The sequence below is a fragment of the Amycolatopsis sp. NPDC057786 genome (assembly GCF_042797905.1).
Taxonomy (GTDB): domain Bacteria; phylum Actinomycetota; class Actinomycetes; order Mycobacteriales; family Pseudonocardiaceae; genus Amycolatopsis.
In genome coordinates, this window is record NZ_JBHVKW010000063.1 from 1 (window position 1) to 18275 (window position 18275).

Consider the following 18275-nt stretch of genomic DNA (forward strand, 5'->3'; position numbering starts at 1 on the left):
ACCTTCAACGTTGCGAAAGTGGCTTTCGCAACGTCGGCGGAGGCCCGGAGTCGGCGACCGGCCCAGGGACCGGCGAGCATGTCGCGAAAGCCACTTTCGCGACGTTTGGTGTCCCGAAAGTGGCTTTCGCGACACCACCTTCGGCACCCGGCCGACCTCCTCGCCACTCACGAGACGTGACCGAGGCGCGCGTCCCGTTCGGCGTACTTCTTCAACGTCAGCAGCTGTTTCCGCATCATGACCAGGTCACCCCAGCCGAGCAGGAACTCCTTGACACGACCACGGAATCCCTTCGACGTCACGACGATGCGGCACAGCATGCGGCACGACCGCTCGTCGATCGGTTCGACCGAGTAAGTGGCGGCCACCGGGCCGAACAGGTTCTCCGACTTGGCGAATGTCCGCCCGGTGAGGCTGTGCCCGTGGTCGACCTCGGTCAGCTCGAACACGATCAGCGTGTCGCCGGGAGCGAGTTCGTCGGCGCCGGGGGTGAGGGTGGCCGGGCTGCGGCGGCCCAGGTTGTCGAGCAGGTCGTAGCTGTAGGGCGCGACCGAGATCTGGCAGAGCCAGCGGTAGGCGAGCGCGGCGGGCGCGTGCACGGTGACCGCGCGGTCGAAGCGGGCGACAGGGCCGTCGAGCAGGGTGTCCGCCGGCTGCGCGCGGCGGCGTTCTTCCGGGGTCGCGCCCCAGTTCGCGGGTGATCCGAAGGGCATGTCCGCCTCCGTACGGTGCCGTATGGTTTTCCATACGGTAGCGTACGGGGCGTGAAACGGAAGCTCGCGCGTGAGGATTGGGCGGACGCGGCGCTCGAAGCGTTGTGCGAGGGCGGGGTCGCCGCGATCGCCGTCGAGCCCATCGCGGCGAAGCTCGGGACGACGAAAGGCAGCTTCTACTGGCATTTCGCGAATCGGGGCGCCCTGGTCGAAGCCGCCGTGCGCCGGTGGGCCGAACGGGACACCGAGGCGTTGATCACCCTGCTGGACGGCATCTCGGATCCGGAGCGAAGGCTGCGTGAGCTCTTCGCGCTCGTCTTCGGGGCCAAGGACGACGAGCGGGCCGAGCTGGCGCTGCTCGCCCACGCCGGCGACCCGGTGATCGGCCCGCTCCTCGCCGAGGTCACCGCGCGACGCGTCGACTTCATCGTCCGGTGCTTCCGGGAAATGGGCCGCCCGGAAACCGAGGCCCGGCATCGCGGCTTGCTGGCGTACACGGCTTTCATCGGGTTGATCCAGGCCCAGCGGGCGAGTGGCGGAACGCTGCTGCCCGCGACGGAACGGCCGGGCTACCTGGAGTTCCTGCGCGGGATTATCACCCGGTGATAAGGATCTTCGGCTCTTCGGGCGGGTGACCGGCCGGATCCTTCCTGCCGCGCCGCCCGCCGCTCATCATCATGCTCCATGACAGCCACCTATCCCGCGGCGAAGGACGACCCCGCGACCCCGATGGGCGCGATCTACGCCGACCATCCGCCGATGTCCAGGGTCGTCTTCCCCAGCGGCTGCGAAGGCTGGCTGGTGACCCGGTACGAAGACGTCCGCCTGATCTTCTCGGACACGCGGTTCTCCCGGAACCTGCTCGCGCCGGGCGCGCCGTGCCTCATCGAACCCGGCGACTTCTCCACCGGCGAGCACAGCATCCTGAACATGGACCCGCCGGACCACACGCGCCTGCGGAAGCTGACGGCGCAGGCCTTCACCGTCCGCCGGATCGCCGGGCTGCGGCCGCGGATCCAGGAGATCGCCGACACGCTGCTGCGGGCGATGGCCGACCACGGTCCGCCGGTGGATCTGGTGGAGATGTTCGCCTTTCCACTGCCCACCGCGGTCATGTGCGAAATCCTCGGCGTCCCTTACGAAGGCAGGGAACGGTTTCGCCAATGGTCACGCGTGATCGTCACGCCCATGGCGCACACCCCGGCGGAGGTGGCGCAGGCCCGGCGTGACGGGGCGGACGACATGGCGGCGCTCGTCGCAGTCAAGCGGGCGACGCCGGGGGAGGACCTGCTGAGCGTCCTCGTGCACGCCCGCGACGAGGACGGCGATCGGCTCACCGAGGCCGAGTTGATCGATCTGGCCACCCAGCTCCTGCTCGCCGGGCACGAGACCACGGTCAGCCTCATCGCGACCGGGATCGTGCTGCTGGCGGGCAACCCGGATCAGCTCGCCGCGCTGCGCTCGGATCCGAGCCTGACCGAAGGGGCCGTCGAAGAGATCATGCGGTTCGACGGCCCCGCCGACGCGTCGCTGCTCCGGGTCGCGCTGGAGGACGTCGAGCTGAGCGCGGGCCTGGTCCGGCGCGGTGAGGCGGTGCTGGCGCATACCGGCGCCGCGAACCGCGACGAAGCCGCCTTCCCTGGGGCGTCGCGGTTCGACATCCGGCGCCGGAACGCGCCGCAGCTCGGCTTCGGGCACGGCCTCCACTTCTGTCTCGGCGCGGCACTCGCCCGGCTGGAAGGGGACATCGCGTTCCGGACCCTGCTCGACGGACTGCCGGGACTGGATCTCGCGGTTCCCGCTTCGGACATCGTCTGGCGTCCGCCGCTCTCGATCCGCGGCCCGGAAGCCGTGCCGGTGACCTGGGCTACCACCAAGCCCGGCTGAGGCTCTCCAGCGTCGGCTCCTCCGGCGCCGGAAGGACACTGAGGTACCAGGTGAAGTTGCTGTAGACGTGCAAAAGCGCGTAGGCCAGGCAACGCCGGGAGAATTCCTCGTCCGGCTCGACGCCGTATCCGGCCAGCAACCGGCGCAGGAAATCCTTGTCGCCGCCCGAAACGAACAGGCCGACGGCGACGAAGTCGTACTCGGCCGCGCCCCGCATCGCCGGTTCGAAATCGAAGAGCCCGGTCAGCCTCGGGCGTTCGCCGTCATGGACGACCATGAGATGGTCGCGCATGAATTCGGTGTGCAGCGGGACGACGGGCGGGCTGCCCAGGTCGACGGAGCCGAGGAAGGCCGGGATCTGCGTGATCCAGCTTTCGCCGAGCCCGGTCCGCCGGTGATGCTCGACGACGTTCGCACACTGCTGGACGACGAACGTGGCCCAGTCCGGCGGACCGAGGACGTCGAGCCGCGGGTCGTGCAGTGAATGCAGGGCGGCCAGCGCCTCGCCGAGTTCGGGAGCGAGCCGCTGCTTGTCCTCTGTGGACAGTTTCGGCCAGGCGTCCTTCAGCGTTTCGCCACGCAGGCGCTCCATGAGCACGTAGCCCCAGCCGTCCCGTTCGCCGACGTCGTGCACGGCGGGGGTCGGGATCGGCAGTTTCCCGTGCAGGACTTCGAGCATCGTCCGCTCAGTGGGAAGCTCGTCGCGATGCACCGGCGGGAACAGCTTGAGCACCAGATCTTCGCCGACGGCGTACACCGGGAGCGAGCCCTCGGTGAACGGGACGACTTCGCCGAAGCCCAGCGAGGTCACCGCCGGAATAAGGTCCTGCCTGGTCAGCGCGTCGAACTCGGCTTCGGTGCCGGCGGGCGGGAACGGGATCACGGCACGACCGTAGAGCAGCGCGCCGGGGACGGCGACGGAATTACCCGCTGCGCTCCAACAGCGTCCGCGCCGCGCCGAGCACCAGACGGCAGACGTCGTCGGGATCCGCGCTGGCCAGCGGTTCCTTGCCGGTGATGTCGCGGACCAGGCCGATCCCGAGCAGCCAGGCGAGGATCAGGTCCGCCCGCAGTTCCGCGTCTTCGGCGTCGGTCAGCGTGGCGAGCACCTTCGCGTACTCCTCGCCGAGCTGCCGCCGGACCGCGGCCGCGGCGCTGTCGTGCCCCGTCGAGCGCAGGTACGCGTCGAGGGTGCGGTCGCGGCCGGTGTCGGCCTCCAGCATGCTGCGCAACGCCGTGCCGAGCAGTTCGTCCGGCGGGGTGGTGGCGATCTGCTCGCGTCCGCCGCGCGCCAGGACCTCCTCGAACAGCGCGTCCTTCGAACCGAAGTAGCGGAACAGCAGGGCCTGGTTGGCTCCGGCGAGTTTCGCGATGTCGCGCACGGTCGTCCGGTCGAAACCGCGCTCGGCGAAGAGAGCCGCCGCCGCGTCGAGCAGGGCCGCCCTGGTCGCGGCCGCGTCGCGCCTGCGGACCTGCGGTTCTTCCGTCATCGCCAAAGGCTAGCCGGACGTCGCACGGTAGGCGCATTGACGCTCACCGTGATCATGGTTAGCGTTGTAAGCAGTTGCTTACAAACCGCCGAGCCGGGGGGTTTCCGGACAAATGACCACCACAGACACCGAATTCGTCGCCTATCCCTTCAACGAAGACGCCGGCCTCGAACTCAACGAGGCGTACGCGGCGGCCCGCGCCGCCAAGGGCATGCTCCGGGTGCGTCTTCCGCACGGTGAGCCGGCGTGGCTCGCCACCCGGTACGCCGACGCGCGGTTCGTGCTGGGCGACCGGCGCTTCTCCCGTGCGATGGCGACGGAACGGGACGAGCCGCGGATGGCGCCGGGCAGGCGGCCCGGCGGCATCCTGAGCATGGACCCGCCGGATCACACCCGGCTGCGCACGCTGGTCGCGAAGGCGTTCACCATGCGCCGCGTCGAACTGCTGCGGCCGCGCGTCGCCGATCTGGCGGCAGGGCTGATCGAGGACATGAAGGCCAAGGGGCAGCCCGCCGACCTGGTCGAGGACTACGCGCTGCCGATCCCGGTCGCGGTGATCTGCGAGCTGCTCGGGGTCCCGGTCGAGGACCGGCCGAAGTTCCGTGTGTGGAGCGATGCCGCGTTGTCGACCAGTCCGCTGACCACCGAAGAGATGATGGCCAACCAGGACGAGCTGCGGGCGTACATGCACGTGCTCGTCGAGCAGCATCGCGCCGAGCCCCAGGACGACCTGATGACCGCGCTGATCGAGGCGCGCGACGTCCGCGACCGGCTCAGCGAGCTGGAACTGGTCGACATGTGCATCGGCATCCTGATCGCCGGGCACGAGACCACCGCCAGCCAGATCCCCAACTTCGTCTACGCCCTGCTCGAACAGCCGGACCAGCTCGCCCGCCTCCGCGCGGACCTGGACCTGATCCCGGCCGCGGTCGAGGAACTGCTGCGGTTCATCCCCCTGGGTGCCGGAGCCGGGTTCGCGCGCTACGCCACCGAAGACATCCAGGTAGGTGACGTGCTCGTGAAGGAAGGCGAGCCCGTGATGGTCGCGATCGGTGCCGCGAACCGGGACGCGCTCCAGTTCACGGCGGCGGAAACCCTCGAATTCGGCAGGGAGTCCAATCCCCACCTCGGTTTCGGGCACGGCGTGCACCATTGTCTCGGCGCCCCGCTGGCCAGGCTGGAACTGCAGGAGGCCCTGCGGGCGTTGTTGCGAGATCTCCCCGGGCTGCGCCTCGACGGCGATATCGTGTGGAAGACGCAGATGCTGGTGCGGGGGCCCCGCTCCATGCCGATCGGATGGTGAGCATGAGCTGGAAAGTCGACGTCGATGGCGATACGTGCATCGGCTCGGGGATGTGTGCCGCGCTGAAGCCGGAGGTCTTCACACTCGAAGGTGCCACGGCGACGGTGGTCACGGATGAGGTGGAGCCGGACGAGACGGTGCTCGACGCGGCGGATTCGTGTCCCGCGATGGCCATCGAGGTGACGGAAAAGGGTGAGGTGATCGGACCGCGGCCCTGATGACCGCTCCTTATTGCGTGGCGGTCGCCGGTGAAGAGGCGTAGGACGGCAGGGTGAGCGATGACGGCTTGACCCTCCGCACCTTGACCACCGACGACCTGCCCGCGTTCGCCGAACTGCTCGCGAGCGCCTTCCTGACCGACCCGACGGAAGGCCTGAAACACCGCGAAAGGCTGGTGTTCGAGCCGGACCGCACACACGGTGTCTTCGACGGCGACGACCTCATCGGGGCAGGGGAACTGCTCACCCGCAAGATCACCGTTCCCGGCGCGGGGCAGACGCCGCTCGCCGCGGTGACGTCGGTCGCCGTCGCGCCGGGGCACCGCAGGAGGGGCGTGCTCACCCGGGTCATGCGGGCGCAGTTGCACGGCCTGCACGAGGACGGCGGTGAACCGATCGCCGCGTTGTGGGCGTCCGAAGCGGTCATCTACCCCCGTTTCGGTTATGGCCTCGCGGCGCAGTTCCACCGCGCGAAGGTGCGTGCCAAGTCCGCGTTCCGGCCCGGCGTCGAACTCGAAGCGGAACGAGTGCGGGAAGTCGCCCGGAAACAGGCGATCCCGCTGATCAAGGCGATTTACGAAAAGGAAGCGCCACAACGGGCCGGCGCGCTCGACAGGCCCGAGTCGGCCTGGGAATTCGTTCTCGACGACCCGGAGTACCGGCGTCACGGCGCGACCGCGCTGAAGTTCGCCGTCCTCCCGGACGGTTACGTGATCTACCGGCTGAAGAACGACTGGAACGAGGAAGGCCCGCGAGGGATCCTGACCGTGCAGGAAATGGTCGCGACCACGCCGGAGGCGTACGCGACGCTGTATCGCTTCCTGCTCGACTACGACCTGGTCGTCACGGTGGAGGCCTTCACCGCCCTCGACGAGCCGCTCGTCCATCTGCTCGCCAATCCCCGCGCCATGACCCGGTCCGCCGGCGACTCCTTGTGGCTGCGGCTCGTCGACGTCGACCGTGGCCTCGTCACCCGGCGCTATGGCGCTCCGGTGGATCTGGTGTTCGGCGTCCGCGACGCCTTCTGTCCCTGGAACACCGGGAACTGGCGGCTCGTCACCGATGCCGGTGGGAACGCCGAGGTGACGCGCGTGGAGAACGCGCCGGACCTGGAGCTGGCCGTGGACGACCTCGGCGCGATCTTCCTCGGCGGCACCAGGCCCAGCACGCTGGCCGCCGCGGGCCGGATCAAGGAGCGGACCGACGGCGCGGTTTCCCGGGCGACGGCCGCCTTCGCCACCGAGCGCGAGCCGTCCTGTCTCGAATCCTTCTAGCATTACCTGCCGGGTAATCGACTTCACGTGGTCGCTCTTGCCAAGGTGGCCAGGTGCGAAAAATCAAGAGATTCCTTGGTATAGCGGCGGTTCTGCTCGGGGCGACGGTGATGGGAAGCGGGACGGCGGTGGCTGAGACGACCGAGGGCTGCTCGATGCCGAAGCAGCTCGGAGACCTGATCGAAGGCGTGGTATCGCCGTCCGCTTGCGCCTTCATCACCAAACAGACCGAATTCGGGGCGATGCGCTCGGACACCCCGGAGGAGCGGGAAGCCCGCGTTCGGTTGTACGGCACCATTTTCGCCGTGGACGGGACGCTCGCGGAATCGGGCAGCGCCCCGCCGGTCCAAGGCAGGGCGAATATCGAGAACAGCCTGCGCACCCTGCTGGAAGCGTTCCCGACGTTCCGGTTCACCCCCGTGAAGATCGTGGTGAACGGCGACGCCGTCTTCTACGAGGCGGCCAACGAAGCGGTGATCCACGGCCGCATGGTGCGGTACCCGGCCGTCTACCGCGTGGTGCTCAAGGACGGCGAGGTCACCCAAGGCCGTCGCTACCACGATCGGACGGAATGGTTCCGCCCACTGGAGAACGACGGCCTTCGCGAACTGTTCGCCGGTGTCGGTGACGACTGTCCTCGGCCGGGACCGGCTTTCACCGGGCCGGGCCTGACCGCACCGGTGACGGACCCGGGGTGCCATCTCGCTTACCTCGGCAGGCTTTCGGGCGCGATGGCCGACGTCCGGCTGGCGCCCGATCAGGAGGCTGGGGAGTTCCGGGAGTATCGCGGGACCGTGCGGGCGAAAGGGCGGACGATCGACTTCGGCATCGTCGTGGGCACCGGCTCCGGTGTTCTCCGCTACTACTTCGACACGCTCCCGCTGAGCTACGACGACGCGGAAATGGCCGCTCTGTTCACCAAGCTGATCACGGGCGCAGCACCCCCTGCTCGGTGACGACCGCGGTGACCAGCTCGAACGGCGTCACGTCGAAGGCCGGGTTGAACACCTCCGCGCCTTCGGGGGCGACCTTCGTGCCACCGAAACTCAGGACTTCGCCGGGATCGCGCTCCTCGATCACGATCCCGGCGCCGTCCGGCATAGCGGTGTCCACAGTGGACGAAGGGGCGACGACCACGAACGGGACTCCGTGGTGCTTCGCCGCGATCGCCAGGCCGTAGGTGCCGATCTTGTTGGCGACGTCGCCGTTGGCGGCGATCCGGTCGGCGCCGACGAGCACGCAGTCGACGAGGCCGCGGCCCATCGCGGCGGCGGCCGCGCCGTCGGGCTGGATCCGGTACGGGACACCGGCTTCGGCCAGTTCCCACGCGGTCAGGCGCGCGCCCTGCAGCAGCGGCCTTGTCTCGTCTACCAGCACGGATTCGACCAGGCCGCGGGCCTGAAGATGCCAGACGACGCCGAGCGCGCTGCCCCAGGCGACCGTGGCGAGGTGGCCTGCGTTGCAGTGACTGAGCAGCCGCAACGGCCGCCGCCCACAGTGTTCGAGCACCACTCCGGCCGCCAGCCGGGATGCTTCGTGGTTGATCCGCTCGTCCTCGTCGAGGATCGCCAGCGCTTCGGCGAGGACGGCCTCCGGCCCCTCCGGCAGCTTCGCGAGGGCGCGGGAAACGCCCCAGCTCAGGTTGACCGCCGTCGGCCGGGCCCGGGCGACGCGGTGCGCCTCGGCCTCCACGTCGCCTCCCGCGCGAGCCGCGAGCACGACGCCGAGCGCCCCCGCCGCGCCGAGCGCCGGTGCCCCGCGCACCGCCAGCCGCTGGACTGCGTCGACGAGTTCGCCGACCGTTCGCAGTTCGACCACGCGATACTCGGCGGGAAGGACGGTCTGGTCGATGATCGTGACCGCGTCACCGGTCCAGTCGATCGTCCTGCGCATGGCTCTCCCGTGAAATCCGGTTGTCCCGTCGCGACCGCCTCGGTGAGGATGCGGCTCGTGACCATTCAACGCCACCATCCGCCCGGTCTGCACCCCACGCCCACCTACCACCACGTGACCATCGTCGAAGGACGGCGGGACATCCACCTCGCCGGACAGTGCCCGCTCGCCGAAGACGGCAAGGTCGTCGAGGGCGACGTGCTCGCCCAGGTCGACCAGGTCGTCGCGAACACCGCCGCCGCGCTCGCCTTCGCCAAGGCGACCCCCGCCGACGTGGTGCGCACGGTGATCTACGTGGTCACGCCGGACGCCGACGTGCTTTCGGCGGTGTGGGACCGGTTCGTCGAGTCGGAGATCGGGGAGGCATTCACCACCGCGAGCACCCTGCTCGGCGTCGCGCAGCTCGGGTATCCGGGGCAGCTCGTCGAGCTCGACGTCACCGCCGCCACGGCCTGACGTCGCGGCCGCCGCCGAATTCCGTGACCGGGGCCGAAGGCGTAACTCGCGTGATCAGACACGGAACTCACGAGATACGTCTCTGATCACGCGAGTTCGCCGCCTGATCACGCGAGATCGCCGTTTCGGCCCAGCCCGGCTCGGTCAGAGACCCGCCATCAGGTCGGTCTCGGTGATACCCGGCCCCTGTCCGGCACGGATGAACCACTCGACGCCGAACGCCTGCGCGAAAGCCTCGTCGGGCATCGCGAGGAAGAACGAATCCTCACTGATCTGGCTGGCGTGCGCGCGCATCGCGGCACGCTTGTACGGCAGATACGCGGTGACGTCGACCCTCGCCGTCAGTACCGCTTCCGGCTTGCCGAACTCGGAACCGTCTTCGAAGTCGGGGAGATCCTCCGCCTTCATCTGCCCTGTCCGCACCGCCTCCTCCATGCCGCGGCGCATCTCGTCGCTGTTGCTGGTCGCCTCGTAGACCCGCGGCGTGCCTGCCAGCTCGGCCGCGCGCATCCCGACGCGATGTACCTGGATGTGATCCGGATGCCCGTAGCCGCCGTTGTCGTCGTAGACGGTCAGGATGTCGGCCTGCTCCTCGCGCAGGATCGCGGCCAGGCGCTGCGCGGCCTCCTCGACGTCGGCCTGCCAGAACGTGCCGGGCACGTCGTTGCGCGGCTCGCCCATCATGCCGGAATCGGTGTACCCCAGGAACTCCACCCGCTTGGCCCCCAGGACCTCGGCGGAAGCGTGCGTCTCCTGCACGCGGCGCTGCCACAACTCCTCTCCGTCGTCGAGGAAACCGTCCGGCACCTCGCCGACCTCCCCCCTGGTCGCGACGACGAGCACGACACGATGACCTTCCTCGAAGGCTTTGCGCATGACGCCACCCGCGACGATGCACTCGTCGTCGGGGTGGGCGTGAAAACTCACCAATGTGGCCATGGTGGGGAAACTACCGGGAGGCACCGACATATTCCGGCGGGCGCCGAAAGCAGCCGACCCTCTGTGGTGCGGGTTTCCGTGTCGGCGCGACTCACGACATACGAACGACAGGCGAGAAGGGCGGTCGGCGGTGGCGGGGATCGACGATTGCGACGGCTGCGGTATCGCGGTCCGCGACGGTGGTCTTTGCCGCTGCTGATCCACTCAGGCCGGGCGACTGTGTGGATTTTGGGGCGTTGGATGACCAAAAATCCACACAGTCCCGCCTCACCGGCCCGGTCACGACGTCACCGCGACATCTCTCAGGTCAGGCGGGAAAGGTCCGCCCGAGGAACTCCAGCGTCAGCGCCCAAGCGGCCGCGGCGGGCTCCGGCTGGTGGAACATCGGCGCCACATGGTTGTGGAACGCGTGCCCCGCGCCCTCGTGGACGTGGATCTCCGCTCCGTCGTGGGACGCCACCGCCTCGGCCAGCTTCCGCACGCCCTCGACGGGAATGTAGGGATCCGCGCCGCCGAACTGGAACTGGATCGGGCAGGTGATCTCGTCCAGCAACGGAAGTTGCTCCGGAACGCGCGAGCCGTAGTAAGAAACCGCGACGTCCGGGTCGCCCTCGGCAGCGGCCGCGAAGGCCATCGAGCCGCCGAGGCAGAAGCCGAAGACGCCCGCGCGGCCATCGGTATCGGGCAGCTCGCGCAGCGTCGCGAGGGTCGCGAGCACGTCACCGACGGCGCGTGCCGGGTCGAGTTGGCCGGCGACGGCCATCGAGGCCGAGACCCCGGCTTCATCGTGCGTGGCCGACCAGCCGGGGGAGATCCGCCAGAACAGCTCGGGCACGGCGACGACGTAGCCGAGGGCGGCCAGGTCGGCGGCGACCGACTTGAGGTAGTCGTCCAGGCCGAAGATCTCCTGGATCAGCACGAGACCCGGGCCGGAGCCGGATTCGGGCAGCCACAGCGGGGCGTCGAACGAGCCGTCGGCGACGGTCACCTTGGTCATCGGGTTCCTTCCAGTGCGCGTACGAGGCAGTCCGCCACGACGGCGGCCTGTGTGCCGTCGGGGTCGAGGTCCGGATCGAAGATGGTCAGCTCCAGCCCGGCGGCGCCGGGGATCGCGAGCAGGCCACGGAGCAGCTCGACGAGCTTGTCCGGGCTGAGCCCGCCGGGATCGGGACTGTCCACAGCGGACACGAACTCCGGATCGAGCGTGTCGATGTCGACGTGGATCCAGAAACCGTCCAGCGGCGCGAAGATCTCGCGGGCGGCGGCGAGCGCGCCGTCGGTGCCGGACGCCATGATCTCCTGGCTCGTCACGACGCGAAGCCCGGCTTCTCGCGCCTCGGCGGACTCCTCCGCCCGAACGCCGAGCACGAGGACGTCTTCGTCGCGGACGTAAGGACCCAGACCGTCCACATCGGCCAGCTCCGGCTGGCCGCGCCCGGTGACGACGGCGAGGGCCTCACCGCCCACGTTGGCGACGTGATCGGAATTGCCGAGATGCCGGAAGTCGTCGTGCCCGTCGAAGTAGACGATGCCGAAGCGGCCTTCGCGACGCAGAGTCAGCATGGCGGCGAGCGCGATCGAACAGTCGCCGCCGAGCACCACCGGGAAGCCGCCGTCCGCGCGGATCTTCGCCAGCCGTCCGGCGAGGGCCGCCGTGTAGGTCGCGATCCCGGCGGCGTTGCGCACACCGCCGCCGGGCGACCAAGCGGGCAGATACCGCGGCGGGGTGACGACACCGCCGTCCCTTGCGCTCAAACGGGTGAGCAGGCCGTGGTCGCGCAGCGCGCCAGGTGCCTTGTAGCAGCCGGGGACCACACCTTCGGCGGGCGGGCGCAGTCCGAGATTGGACGGTGCGTCGAGCAGTACGAAATTCCCCATGCCCCCACCGTAGTAGTGACGCCTGGTGCGACGCCGTCCGTCCCTTTAGGTTGAAGGGACGGACAGAGGAGGCTCAATGGCGGAGCGGACGAAATACATCCTCGACGAAGCCGACATGCCGGCCAGGTGGTACAACGTCGTCCCGGATCTGCCGGAGCCACCACCGCCGCCCCTGCACCCTGGCACCCGTGAACCGGTCGGCCCGGACGATCTCGCGCCCCTGTTCCCGCAGGCGCTCATCGCCCAGGAGGTCAGCACCGAACGGTACATCGACATCCCGGAAGAGGTCCTCGACGTCTATCGGCTCTGGCGGCCGTCACCGCTGTTCCGCGCGAGGCGGCTCGAGAAGGCGCTCGGCACTCCCGCCCGCATCTACTACAAGTACGAGGGTGTCAGCCCGGTCGGCTCGCACAAACCCAACACCGCCGTCCCGCAGGCGTTCTACAACGCGGCGGAGGGGGTCACCAGGCTGACCACGGAAACCGGAGCGGGACAGTGGGGGAGCGCGCTCGCGTTCGCGTGCGCCACTTTCGGGCTCGAGTGCGAGGTGTGGCAGGTCCGCGCCTCGTTCGACCAGAAGCCGTATCGCAAGCTGATGATGGAGACCTTCGGCGCGACGGTGCATCCGAGCCCGTCCGAGCTGACCGAATCCGGCCGCGCGATCCTGGCCGCGGACCCGGACTCGACTGGCAGCCTCGGCATCGCGATCAGCGAGGCGGTCGAGCAGGCGGCGCAGGCGGAGAACACGCGTTACGCGCTCGGCAGCGTGCTCAACCACGTGCTGCTGCACCAGACGATCATCGGCGAAGAGGCGCTCAAGCAGTTCGAACTGGCAGGCGACACCCCGGACGTCCTAGTCGGCTGCACCGGCGGCGGCTCCAACTTCGGCGGGCTGGCCTTCCCGTTCCTGCGGGAGAAACTCGCCGGCCGGATGGACCCGGTGATCCGCGCGGTCGAACCGGCCGCCTGCCCGACGCTCACCCGCGGGAAGTACGCGTACGACTTCGGGGACACCGCCGGGTTGACGCCGTTGCTGAAGATGCACACGCTCGGTCACGACTTCATCCCCGACCCGATCCACGCCGGCGGGCTGCGCTACCACGGGATGTCGCCGCTGATCTCGCATATCTACGAACTCGGGCTGATCGACGCGGTCGCCATCGGGCAGGAGGACTGCTTCGCGGCAGGCGTGCGGTTCGCCCGCGCGGAGGGCATCATCCCCGCGCCCGAGCCGACCCACGCGCTCGCCGCGTGCATCCAGGAAGCTTTGCGGTGCAAGGAAACCGGGGAGGAGAAGGTGATTCTGACCGCGCTGTGCGGGCACGCTCACCTCGACCTCCCGGCGTACGGCGCGTACCTGGCGGGCGACATCTCCGACCACGCGCTGTCCGACGAGGTCCTCGCGAAGTCTCTCGCCGGCCTCCCGTAGCCCCTCGCCCGGGATGTCATGAAAGGGTCGTTCCTGACGTTTTTCGTCCTGAACGACCCTTTCATGGCACTTGAGAGGTGTCGTGCTCGTGAGCGGGGTGAAGGCTCCCTTGGTCGCGTCTGACGCGGTGATGGGAGCCTTCGGCCCTGGTCGTGCGCGGGGTCTCTTGGCATCCAGAGGACGAAACGCGAGGGGAGGTCAGCCGGTCACCTGGTAGCCAGAAGTCCGGTTCCGCCCGGTGTTCTTCGCCTCGTAGAGCGCCCGGTCCGCGACGGCGAGCACCGCGTCGAGGTCGGCCACGCCCGGCCGGTCGGCGAGACCGATCGACACGGTGACGTGCTCGGGCAGGTCACCGGCGCGCGAAGCCACGCTCGACCGGATCCGTTCCGCGATCGCGTGGGCGTGGACGGCGGGTGTGCCGGGCAGCAGGACTACGAACTCCTCGCCGCCGAACCGGCCGACCAGATCCGTGCCGCGCACCTCGGTGCGCAGCGTTTCCGCGATCGCCGCCAGATACCGGTCGCCGACCAGATGCCCGTGCCGGTCGTTGATCAATTTGAACCGGTCGACGTCGACCATCAGCAGGCTGGTGTGCCGGCCCGCGCGCCGCGCGCGGTCGAGTTCGTCGGCCGCCGCCTCGCGCCACGCCTTGGCGTTGAGCAGCCCGGTCTTGGCGTCGCTGCGCGCCTGCCGTTTCAGCTGCCGCAGCAGGACGCCGCGGTGCAGCACCAGCGTGATCCCGACGACGAGCAGCAGTACCACCGGCCAGTCCCGCAAAGCCCACGCGACGATGACGCCGAGCGCGATCGTCGCCGCTTCGAGCGCGTATTCGAACGGCTTCGCCAGCGCGTCGCGCAGCCGCTCGTGCGGCGTGCCGTAGTACACCGCGATGGTCATGAGCACGGTGTTGACCAGCAGGAAGACCCCGCCTGCCGCGACGATCGACCCGAACGAGGCGACGTCGCGGGGGAGCAGGTCGAACGGGGCCGCGTACCGGGAAAGGAAGGCGGCGGCCGCGAACCCCGAGAGCACGGTCGCCGACGTGGAGAACATCCGCCGGAACAACGGGTTCGGCTGCCCGCGGAACCAGCGGTAGAAGAACGACACGGCGATGACCAGCGCGGCGAGCGCCGGGTGCACCAGCAGTACGGCCGCGAAGGTCCACACGCTGTCGAGCGAGATATGCGGCGTGCCCGCGAACCGTTCCCGCACCCGCTCGACCGGTCGCGACAACTCCGTGTACGCCACGGCGCTGACGATCAGGATCGCGAAGGGGAGTGCGTCGCCCGGCGGGAACGGGATCCGGACAAGTGACCAGGCGGATCCGGCGATCGCCGCGACGTCCACCAGGAGGACGAAGCCGATCAAGCCGCGGTTGGGTAGCCGCCACAGCGCCCAATTCGTTAGCGCCACGGAGACGAACGTAATCGGTTGGATACTAGGTGTCACTACGCTGTATGGGTAGGCGTGGGTGCACCACGCGTGACCGGATCGGGGAAGTGGAGGGGGTGAGCTCCATGCGCGGGCAGAACTGGTGAATACCCGGTTCCGGTCAAAGGGGGTGAAGCGGGGCCACGTGGCGCCAAGCCCGGGTGGCCGGAACAGCCACTACGAGACCGGCGAGTGCGATGACCGAGACCGTCGTCGCGGGTGAACCGAGCACGCCGACGAGCAGGCCGCCGGCGATCAGCCCGATCCCCTGCACGGCGATGAGTCCCGACCCGGCGAGGCCGAACGCCTGGCCTCGTTCGGTGTCGGGTACCAGCCGCATGAACGTGGTGCTCGCGGTGACCTGGTAGGCCGCGCACATCCCGGACAGCACGAGCAGTCCGGCGGCGTAGGGGAGCGAGGGGCGGAACCAGAACGCCGCGAGCGGCACGATCGCGCCGAGCGCCAGCCCGCCGACCATGCGCAACCGGACTTCGGGCCGCACCAGGCGGCCCAGTGCGAACACCCCGAGCACGATCCCCGCGGGATGTGCCGCGAGCAGCAGTCCCGCCGTCGCCGCGCCGCCGCCGATCTCCGCGGCGTAGGGCACCGCGAGCCCTTCCGGCACGATCACGAAACCCGCCAGCCACGCCAGCCCGACCAGCGCGCGCAGCCGCCGATCGTGCCAGATCGTCCTGGCACCGGCCGAAAGCCGCCGCAGGGTCGACGTCGCCGGTCCGCTCGCGCCGGAAGCGGGCCGGGCGCGGACACCCAGCCGCAGGACGATCGCCGAGACGCCGAACGTCACCGCGTCCAGAGCCAGGCCGCGGCCCGGTCCGATCGCGGCGATCACCGCGCCGCCCAGTGCGAATCCGGCGAGCTGGCCGACCTGGTTGGTGATCTTCATGAGGGACTGGCCGAGGACGTAGGAATCCCCGCTGAGCACCGACGGCAGGACCGCGGCCTGCGCGGCGGTGAACGGCGCGTTGGCCAGCTGGACCACCACCAGCACGACGGCGAGCACGGGTAACGGGATACCGGGGATCGCGAGCACCGCGACCAAGGCCGCCCGGACGCCGTCGGAGCAGACCATCACCGCTCGGCGCGGGAACCGATCGGCCAGCCCGCCGAGCAGCGGTCCGCCGACGAGGTCGGGCAGGTACGTGAGCGCGTAGGTCAGCGCGGGCCAGGTGGCCGAACCGGTCCGCTCGAACACCAGCACCGACAGGGCGACCCTGGCCACCTGGTCACCGAGGACCGACTGGAGTTCCGCGAACCAGATCGCCCGCACCTCGCCGACCGCGAGGACCTGCCGGAAGGTCGCCTTGGACGCCACGAGGTGACCACCCCCGCTCGATCGAGTGAGTCACTCAGCGTACCGCCGCGGACGCGGGTGGTGAAACCGCGAAGCGCGTGACCGCTACTCCGTGCCGCAGGTGATCTTCGGCTGCGGGTTGTAGTGCACGTTCCTGGTGTGACGACGGATCTCGCGGCCGGTCGCGGCGTCCTTGATGACCCGGGTGTCCGACGTGGTGAAGCCGGGCGCGCCGTTGCTGGGCTTGCAGTTCTCGGCGGGGCCGGGCTTCGTCGGCGGCTCGGACGGGTTGGTGCGGCCGCCGGGGATCGACTCGACGGTGTACTTCTTGGTGCCCCACATCCGGATCGTGATGTCCGACGGCGTCCAGATGGTCTGGATCGCGACACCGGTGTCCGTGTCGTTGGTGAACTTCAGGTCGATCACGCTGCCGCCGTTGTGGTTCTGGAACACGGTCGCCTCGCGTGCGGCGGGGTAGCGGCTGATGTAGTAGCTGTGTTCCTTGTGCTCGGTGTCCTTCATGCCGGCGAAGTACGAGGCGTTGTACAGCGTGGTCGCGAACTGCGAGATCCCGCCGCCGACCTCGCGGCCCGGCGCGCCGTCCTTGATGACACCGGCCTCGACGTAACCCTGCGCAGCACCGCGCGGCCCGGTGAACCCGTTGAGACTGAACGTCTCGCCCGGCTTCACGATGGCGCCGTTGACCTTCTGCGCCACGACCCGGATGTTCGTCCCCGAGTCCGGCGCGAACCCGCCGGTCTTGAACTCGCTGACGACCTCCTTGATGCCGAGCTGGTTCGCCTGCTCGGTGGTCACCTTGGCCGGGGTCTTCTTGTAGGTCACGGGCAGCTCGCGGGGCGCGGCGCGCTTGAGCACGTCGAGCACCGGCTTGAGACTCGGCTCCCAGTCGACGACGTTGGCGTCCTCGGAGGGCTGCACGGTCGGCTTGCCGCCTTCGAAGACGATCTGCGCGTCCTTGCCCTCCTTCTCGGTGGACTTCAGCTGCGGGCCCGCGGCCTCGATGATCTTGTTGTTGTCCACCTTCGGGTTCAGTACGCCGCTGTCGACGGGCTCGAAGGTCAGCGCGGCCGCGATCTGCTCGGGTTTGACGATCGCGTCCTTGCCCTCGCCCTTGACGACCATCGGCGACGCCACGGCGGGCTTCGCGACCTGCTCGAGAGCGGCGTGGACGGCCTCCGCCGAGACCTTGACCGGGGTCTGGGTGACGGCGAGCGTCAGCGGCTCGCCACTGGCCCAGCGCTCCAGGATGGTCTTCTTGGCGGCTTCGACGTCGAGCTTCTGCCCGGCCTTCGGCTCGACGGCGACCGGCTTGGCCTCCTCGAAGCGCACGGTGCCCTCGATCGGGTCACGATCGACCTTGTCGCGCAGGTTCTCCAGCGCGGAGGTGAGCTTGGGGTCGTCGGTCTGCGTGACGACACCCACCTCGGTGGTCGAGAAGAACGACGCGATCCGGGTGAACGGGTTCAGCGGCTGGTCACCCGCCTGGTCGAGGGTGGCGGGCCAGTCGAGGCGCAGCCCGGCGTTGTTCGGCGCCAGCGACTCCTCGGCGTCGCCCGCGACGACCTTCACCGGCCGGGTCAGCCGCGGCTCGATCCCGCCGCGGAGCTCCTTCTCGGCCGCCGCGCGGTCCATCCCGCCGACGTCGACCCCGGCGACGGTGACGCCGCGGGGGACGCTGCCCTGGGAGACCAGCACGTCGAGGGCGTACGCGACGACCAGCAGGCCGAACACGCCGCCGCCGATGAAGGCGGCCTTGCGGTAGCTGCGACGGCGCTTCGGTGGCGCGGGCTCCTCCGGCGTGGCAGACTCCGCGAACCCGGGCGTGACGACCGGGAGAATGTCCGTCTGTTCAGCGTGGGACTCGGGCCAGCGCGGTTCCTGCGGCAACTCTCCACCCTCCACGGTCCGGCGAGGCCGGGCGTCGTGATCGAACGTCCGGGCCTTCCACACGTTCCGGACGTAGGTTCAAGATACGGGGCGCGTTTTGTGGTCGTGCAACTCGCCCGGTTGGGTGAGCGGGTCACTCCGTCG

18 protein-coding genes are annotated in these 18275 nt (G+C 69.5%); 8 read left to right on the forward strand and 10 right to left on the reverse strand.

Annotation, left to right across the window (positions count from 1 at the left end; genetic code table 11):
• Positions 1-167: 167 nt before the first annotated feature.
• Complete coding sequence (locus ACFVM3_RS27210) at positions 168-713, reverse strand: hypothetical protein (RefSeq protein ID WP_378442816.1); 546 nt, start codon at positions 711-713, stop codon at positions 168-170.
• A 51-nt stretch (positions 714-764) separates the two neighbouring features.
• Between ACFVM3_RS27210 and ACFVM3_RS27215 the strand changes: the two genes are divergently transcribed.
• Together ACFVM3_RS27215 and ACFVM3_RS27220 are read left to right on the forward strand one after the other, a co-directional pair.
• Entirely contained in the window at positions 765-1319 is a 555-nt protein-coding gene (locus tag ACFVM3_RS27215; protein WP_378442817.1) for a TetR/AcrR family transcriptional regulator, read from the forward strand.
• Between the two features lie 78 nt (positions 1320-1397).
• Positions 1398-2600, forward strand: a complete 1203-nt coding sequence (locus ACFVM3_RS27220) for a cytochrome P450 (protein ID WP_378442818.1) — start codon at positions 1398-1400, stop codon at positions 2598-2600.
• Here ACFVM3_RS27220 and ACFVM3_RS27225 read toward each other — a convergent pair.
• Together ACFVM3_RS27225 and ACFVM3_RS27230 are read right to left on the reverse strand one after the other, a co-directional pair.
• Complete coding sequence (locus tag ACFVM3_RS27225; protein WP_378442819.1) at positions 2581-3483, reverse strand: phosphotransferase; 903 nt, start codon at positions 3481-3483, stop codon at positions 2581-2583. The two genes, ACFVM3_RS27220 and ACFVM3_RS27225, sit on opposite strands and share 20 nt — an antisense overlap.
• A gap of 40 nt (positions 3484-3523) precedes the next feature.
• Entirely contained in the window at positions 3524-4090 is a 567-nt protein-coding gene (locus tag ACFVM3_RS27230; protein WP_378442820.1) for a TetR family transcriptional regulator, read from the reverse strand.
• Between the two features lie 112 nt (positions 4091-4202).
• Here ACFVM3_RS27230 and ACFVM3_RS27235 point away from each other — a divergent pair, with 112 nt between their 5' ends.
• The 4 genes from ACFVM3_RS27235 to ACFVM3_RS27250 all read left to right on the forward strand — a co-directional run bounded on the left by ACFVM3_RS27235 (position 4203) and on the right by ACFVM3_RS27250 (position 7841).
• Positions 4203-5393 (forward strand): cytochrome P450, encoded by a 1191-nt coding sequence (locus ACFVM3_RS27235; protein WP_378442821.1) that lies wholly within the window; start codon positions 4203-4205, stop codon positions 5391-5393.
• Positions 5394-5395: 2 nt separating this feature from the next.
• Complete coding sequence (locus tag ACFVM3_RS27240) at positions 5396-5611, forward strand: ferredoxin (protein ID WP_378442822.1); 216 nt, start codon at positions 5396-5398, stop codon at positions 5609-5611.
• Positions 5612-5664: 53 nt separating this feature from the next.
• Positions 5665-6885, forward strand: a complete 1221-nt coding sequence (locus ACFVM3_RS27245; RefSeq protein WP_378442823.1) for a GNAT family N-acetyltransferase — start codon at positions 5665-5667, stop codon at positions 6883-6885.
• A gap of 128 nt (positions 6886-7013) precedes the next feature.
• Positions 7014-7841, forward strand: coding sequence for a nuclear transport factor 2 family protein (locus ACFVM3_RS27250; protein ID WP_378442824.1), 828 nt, complete (start codon positions 7014-7016; stop codon positions 7839-7841).
• Here ACFVM3_RS27250 and mtnA read toward each other — a convergent pair.
• Positions 7813-8778, reverse strand: a complete 966-nt coding sequence (mtnA, locus tag ACFVM3_RS27255; protein WP_378442825.1) for an S-methyl-5-thioribose-1-phosphate isomerase — start codon at positions 8776-8778, stop codon at positions 7813-7815. The genes ACFVM3_RS27250 and mtnA overlap by 29 nt on opposite strands.
• 48 nt (positions 8779-8826) lie before the next feature.
• Between mtnA and ACFVM3_RS27260 the strand changes: the two genes are divergently transcribed.
• On the forward strand, positions 8827-9234 hold the full coding sequence (locus tag ACFVM3_RS27260) for a RidA family protein (protein ID WP_233621727.1): 408 nt from the start codon (positions 8827-8829) through the stop codon (positions 9232-9234).
• Between the two features lie 144 nt (positions 9235-9378).
• Here the strand turns inward: ACFVM3_RS27260 and ACFVM3_RS27265 are convergent, their stop codons facing one another.
• The 3 genes from ACFVM3_RS27265 to ACFVM3_RS27275 all read right to left on the reverse strand — a co-directional run bounded on the left by ACFVM3_RS27265 (position 9379) and on the right by ACFVM3_RS27275 (position 12051).
• A complete protein-coding gene (locus tag ACFVM3_RS27265; RefSeq protein WP_378442826.1) occupies positions 9379-10173 on the reverse strand; it encodes a PIG-L family deacetylase in 795 nt (264 codons plus the stop codon).
• Positions 10174-10480: 307 nt separating this feature from the next.
• Entirely contained in the window at positions 10481-11170 is a 690-nt protein-coding gene (locus tag ACFVM3_RS27270; RefSeq protein ID WP_378442827.1) for a dienelactone hydrolase family protein, read from the reverse strand.
• Entirely contained in the window at positions 11167-12051 is an 885-nt protein-coding gene (locus tag ACFVM3_RS27275; protein ID WP_378442828.1) for an arginase family protein, read from the reverse strand. Before ACFVM3_RS27275 ends, ACFVM3_RS27270 begins: the two co-directional genes overlap by 4 nt.
• Before the next feature lie 76 nt (positions 12052-12127).
• On the opposite strand from ACFVM3_RS27275, the gene ACFVM3_RS27280 reads away from it, so the two are divergent.
• A complete protein-coding gene (locus ACFVM3_RS27280; RefSeq protein ID WP_378442829.1) occupies positions 12128-13480 on the forward strand; it encodes a TrpB-like pyridoxal phosphate-dependent enzyme in 1353 nt (450 codons plus the stop codon).
• 198 nt (positions 13481-13678) lie between these two features.
• Here the strand turns inward: ACFVM3_RS27280 and ACFVM3_RS27285 are convergent, their stop codons facing one another.
• The 3 genes from ACFVM3_RS27285 to ACFVM3_RS27295 form a co-directional block, all read right to left on the reverse strand.
• A complete protein-coding gene (locus ACFVM3_RS27285) occupies positions 13679-14893 on the reverse strand; it encodes a GGDEF domain-containing protein (RefSeq protein ID WP_378442830.1) in 1215 nt (404 codons plus the stop codon).
• Positions 14894-15032: 139 nt separating this feature from the next.
• Positions 15033-16244 (reverse strand): MFS transporter, encoded by a 1212-nt coding sequence (locus ACFVM3_RS27290; RefSeq protein WP_378442831.1) that lies wholly within the window; start codon positions 16242-16244, stop codon positions 15033-15035.
• Positions 16245-16328: 84 nt separating this feature from the next.
• Entirely contained in the window at positions 16329-18131 is a 1803-nt protein-coding gene (locus ACFVM3_RS27295) for a VanW family protein (RefSeq protein ID WP_378442832.1), read from the reverse strand.
• Positions 18132-18275 lie beyond the last annotated feature (144 nt).

What these genes read in the sequence shown, in the direction of transcription:
- ACFVM3_RS27275 (WP_378442828.1), bottom strand. Translation starts at nt 12,051, where the DNA reads ATGGGGAATTTCGTACTGCTCGACGCACCGTCCAATCTCGGACTGCGC.
- ACFVM3_RS27265 (WP_378442826.1), bottom strand. Translation starts at nt 10,173, where the DNA reads ATGGCCACATTGGTGAGTTTTCACGCCCACCCCGACGACGAGTGCATC.
- ACFVM3_RS27210 (WP_378442816.1), bottom strand. Translation starts at nt 713, where the DNA reads ATGCCCTTCGGATCACCCGCGAACTGGGGCGCGACCCCGGAAGAACGC.
- ACFVM3_RS27260 (WP_233621727.1), top strand. Translation starts at nt 8,827, where the DNA reads ATGCGGCTCGTGACCATTCAACGCCACCATCCGCCCGGTCTGCACCCC.
- ACFVM3_RS27235 (WP_378442821.1), top strand. Translation starts at nt 4,203, where the DNA reads ATGACCACCACAGACACCGAATTCGTCGCCTATCCCTTCAACGAAGAC.
- ACFVM3_RS27240 (WP_378442822.1), top strand. Translation starts at nt 5,396, where the DNA reads ATGAGCTGGAAAGTCGACGTCGATGGCGATACGTGCATCGGCTCGGGG.
- ACFVM3_RS27270 (WP_378442827.1), bottom strand. Translation starts at nt 11,170, where the DNA reads ATGACCAAGGTGACCGTCGCCGACGGCTCGTTCGACGCCCCGCTGTGG.
- ACFVM3_RS27280 (WP_378442829.1), top strand. Translation starts at nt 12,128, where the DNA reads ATGGCGGAGCGGACGAAATACATCCTCGACGAAGCCGACATGCCGGCC.
- mtnA (WP_378442825.1), bottom strand. Translation starts at nt 8,778, where the DNA reads ATGCGCAGGACGATCGACTGGACCGGTGACGCGGTCACGATCATCGAC.
- ACFVM3_RS27220 (WP_378442818.1), top strand. Translation starts at nt 1,398, where the DNA reads ATGACAGCCACCTATCCCGCGGCGAAGGACGACCCCGCGACCCCGATG.
- ACFVM3_RS27230 (WP_378442820.1), bottom strand. Translation starts at nt 4,090, where the DNA reads ATGACGGAAGAACCGCAGGTCCGCAGGCGCGACGCGGCCGCGACCAGG.